We start from the raw sequence: 3,037 nt of genomic DNA, 5'->3' as shown, positions 1-3,037 counted from the left end.
GGCGTCGGTGACATCACCGGGGACGGGAAGGCGGACATCGTCTCCCGTGACACCTCCGGAAACGTGTGGCGCAACAACGGCAACGGAAAGGGATCCTTCGGCGGCTGTACGAAGATCGCCACCGGCTGGCAGGGTTACAAGGGCATGTTCTGAGCCGGCCTCCACCGCTGCCCCGGATGACTCGCAGGGTACCGGCGACGGACGGAAGGGCCCGCAGCCCTGGCTGCAGGCCCTTCAAGGAGGCTTCGGGCGTCAGCAGGACGAGATCAAGGAGTACCGGTAGACGTGATCCGCCGTGTTCCGCACCGGGTACACGTCGGAGGCGCTGCCGCGCGAGCTCACGCAGAACAGGTACACGTCGTTCCCGTGACCGCCGCTGGTGTGGTTCTCGAAGTCGACGGCGGTGCTGGTGCTGTTGTGCACGGAATCGGTGCGGTCATGCCAGCCGTAGGTGGCCAGGTCCTGCCAGCCCATGTCGCTGAGTTTGCCTCGGGGATACCCGAAGCCGGTGTACTCGTAGAAGCAGAACCAGCCACTCCGAATGACATGCTGCGGCGTCACTCGCCGGGAAGGGTGAGTGCCAGCTTGCCCGTGACGCGGCCGGCAAGGAGGTGTCGGACGGCTGCGGCGGTCTCGGCAAGTGGGTAGACACGGTCCACGGCAGGGCTGAGCGTGCCCGCGTCGATGAGAGTGGTCAGGTCGCGCAGCCCGTCGGCGTGCTCGGAGGAGATGAAGGTGCCCAGGTACCGTCCGGTGAACGGGGACAGCATCTGTGCGCGGAGTTGCCGGTCGGTGCCGCCGAGCCAGGTGCCGTTGGTCTCGCCGCCGGTGATGACCAGCCTGCCGCGGGGCGTGAGGGCGCGGCGCAGATCCCGCAGGCGGCTGTTGCCGGCGATGTCGATGATGGCGTCGTAGCGTCGCGGGCCGGCGAGGTAGTCCTCTCGGGTGTAGTCGATCACGTGGTCGGCGCCCAGTGCCCGTACGGCGTCGAGCTTGGGAGTGCCGGCGACGGCCGTGACGTGGGCGTTGAGGGCGCGGGTGAGTTGGACGGCGAAGCTGCCCACGCCGCCGGCGGCTCCTGTGATCAGGACGTGCTGGCCCTCTTTGACCTTGCCCTTGTCGCGAACCGCCTGGAGTGCGGTGAGCGCGCTGACGGGTACCGTCGCCGCCTCCTCGAAGGTGAGTCCGGCCGGCTTGGGAGCGATCCGGTCCGGGCGGGCGGCGGCGTATTCGGCGAACGCGGCGACTGCCGTGCCGTAGACCTCGTCACCGGGCGTGAGACCGGTCACGTCGGGGCCGACCGCCGCGACAACGCCGGCGATATTGCGGCCGGGGTTGGGGAGCTTCGGCCTGCGCAGCCCGCTCACGGAGCGGACCGCGTACGGCAGGCCGGCCATCAGATGCCAAGTACCGCGGTCCACGCTGGAGGCGCGTACCCGTACCAATACCTCGCCCGGCCCGATGCCGGGCAGGGCGAGCCGTGCCGTACTCAATACGGCTTCCGGCTCGGCGCCGTAGCGCTCCTGCACGACGGCCGCCATCGTCTCGGTCCCACTGGCGATTGCACTCGGCCCATCCATGTTCGTCACCGTTCCGGGTTTCCGTTTTCCCTGCGCTTACGGTGTAAGTACTTACGCCGTAAGTGCAGCACTTACGGCGTAAGCTTGTCAACGCTGGATGACTCTCGAGAGGAAGTGACCGTCCGCCGTGCCCCGACGAACCGCCCCCCAGCCGGGCCGCGAGCCGCTCACCCGGCAGCGGGTGCTGCATGCCGCCGTCGAACTCGCCGACACCAGCGGCCTGGAGACGCTCAGCATGCGCAAACTCGGCCAGGCCGTCGGAGTCGAGGCGATGTCCCTGTACAACCACGTGGCCAACAAGGAGGACCTGCTCGACGGCATGGTCGACCTGGTCTTCGCCAAGGTCGAACTGCCCACGCCGGGCGACGACTGGCGGGAGGCGATGCGGCAGAGAGCGATCTCCCTGCGCCTGGTGCTGTCCCGTCATCGCTGGGCGATCGGGCTGATGGAGTCACGGTCCACCCCGGGCCCCGCCACCCTGCGTCACCACGACGCCGTTCTCGGCTGCCTGCGCCAGGGCGGGTTCTCTCTCACCCTGACCGCCCATGCCGTCTCGGTTCTCGACAGCTACATCTACGGGTTCGCCCTGCAGGAAAAGACCTTGCCTTTCGACACCCCGGAGGAGACCGCCGAACTGGCGCAGTCGATCATGAGTGGCTTCCGTGACGGCGAGTACCCGCACTTGGCCGAGATCGCGAGCGCTCATGTCATGCGTCCCGGGTACGCCTACGGTGACGAGTTCACGTTCGGACTGGACCTCATCCTCGACGGCCTCGGCCTCCGGCAGGCGGCGGCCGGACGCACACGGTCCCGGCGATGATCGTCCCCGATGACCTTCGCTTCCACGGCGCCGCCCACCGGCCTGCGTTTCCGCGTAGTTCGGGGGTTCTGGAGTAACGGGCCGGGATGAAGGTGCAGTTCAGCGGGGTGGCGACATCGCAGGTGAGGCGCGTCACCGAAAGAGGTTCGAGTACCACCCGCCCCACCACTCGGCGACCGTGCAGGAACGTTTTCACCTGTGGCGCCGCTGGTATCCCCTCCGGGCGGAGGGGTCGGTGAACCAGGCCGCGCCGAAGAGGTACCTGCGGGAGGGGTCCTCGGATGCGGTTGCCCTCGCGGGACCGCTTGGGCAGGTTCTCGTCGGTGCGTTCCTGGGTGCCTTCCCGGATGGTGACGTTCACGGCCCGTCCCCGGGTCGCACTCACGTCCCAGCGGGCCGGTGAGCGTTCGGCTCCCTCGCCAAGCCGCCACCCGTCCCATCGATCATGTACGGGACAACTGCTACGATCCGGCCACTTGCTGGGGAAGTGTGACCGTCAGATATGCCGCGGGTTCATGACCTGCGGCTCGACGGCGCACCACAAGCCCCCCGAACCTTCGTCTACCGTCCCGGAGATGTCCTGCATGGGCAGACGTGCGCTCGTACGAGGCGCCACCGCCGCCGCCGTTTCCCTCAT

4 protein-coding genes are annotated in these 3,037 nt (G+C 68.2%); 2 read left to right on the top strand and 2 right to left on the bottom strand.

Annotated features, from left to right (window positions below; translation table 11 throughout):
• The first annotated feature begins 12 nt into the window (after positions 1–12).
• A complete protein-coding gene (locus ACWCPM_RS34660) occupies positions 13–153 on the top strand; it encodes an FG-GAP repeat domain-containing protein (RefSeq protein WP_450980238.1) in 141 nt (46 codons plus the stop codon).
• Positions 154–252: 99 nt separating this feature from the next.
• Here ACWCPM_RS34660 and ACWCPM_RS34655 read toward each other — a convergent pair whose 3' ends face one another.
• Together ACWCPM_RS34655 and ACWCPM_RS34650 are read right to left on the bottom strand one after the other, a co-directional pair.
• Positions 253–561: a hypothetical protein gene (locus ACWCPM_RS34655; protein WP_450980237.1), complete on the bottom strand. Its 309-nt coding sequence runs from the start codon at positions 559–561 to the stop codon at positions 253–255.
• The gene (locus ACWCPM_RS34650) at positions 558–1,541 is read right to left on the bottom strand and encodes an NAD(P)-dependent alcohol dehydrogenase (RefSeq protein WP_450980236.1); all 984 of its coding nucleotides are present in this window, start codon (positions 1,539–1,541) and stop codon (positions 558–560) included. Before ACWCPM_RS34650 ends, ACWCPM_RS34655 begins: the two co-directional genes overlap by 4 nt.
• Before the next feature lie 166 nt (positions 1,542–1,707).
• Between ACWCPM_RS34650 and ACWCPM_RS34645 the strand changes: the two genes are divergently transcribed.
• On the top strand, positions 1,708–2,400 hold the full coding sequence (locus tag ACWCPM_RS34645) for a TetR/AcrR family transcriptional regulator (protein WP_450980235.1): 693 nt from the start codon (positions 1,708–1,710) through the stop codon (positions 2,398–2,400).
• The last annotated feature ends 637 nt before the right edge of the window (positions 2,401–3,037 follow it).

Source organism: Streptomyces sp. NPDC002309 (assembly GCF_053593375.1).
Note: the sequence above shows the minus strand (reverse complement) of the source record. Positions and strands in the feature narration are given on the sequence as shown.

Bases quoted from the DNA above. Each gene is read 5' to 3' on its own strand.
- ACWCPM_RS34650 (WP_450980236.1), bottom strand. From the start codon at position 1,541: ATGGCGGCCGTCGTGCAGGAGCGCTACGGCGCCGAGCCGGAAGCCGTA.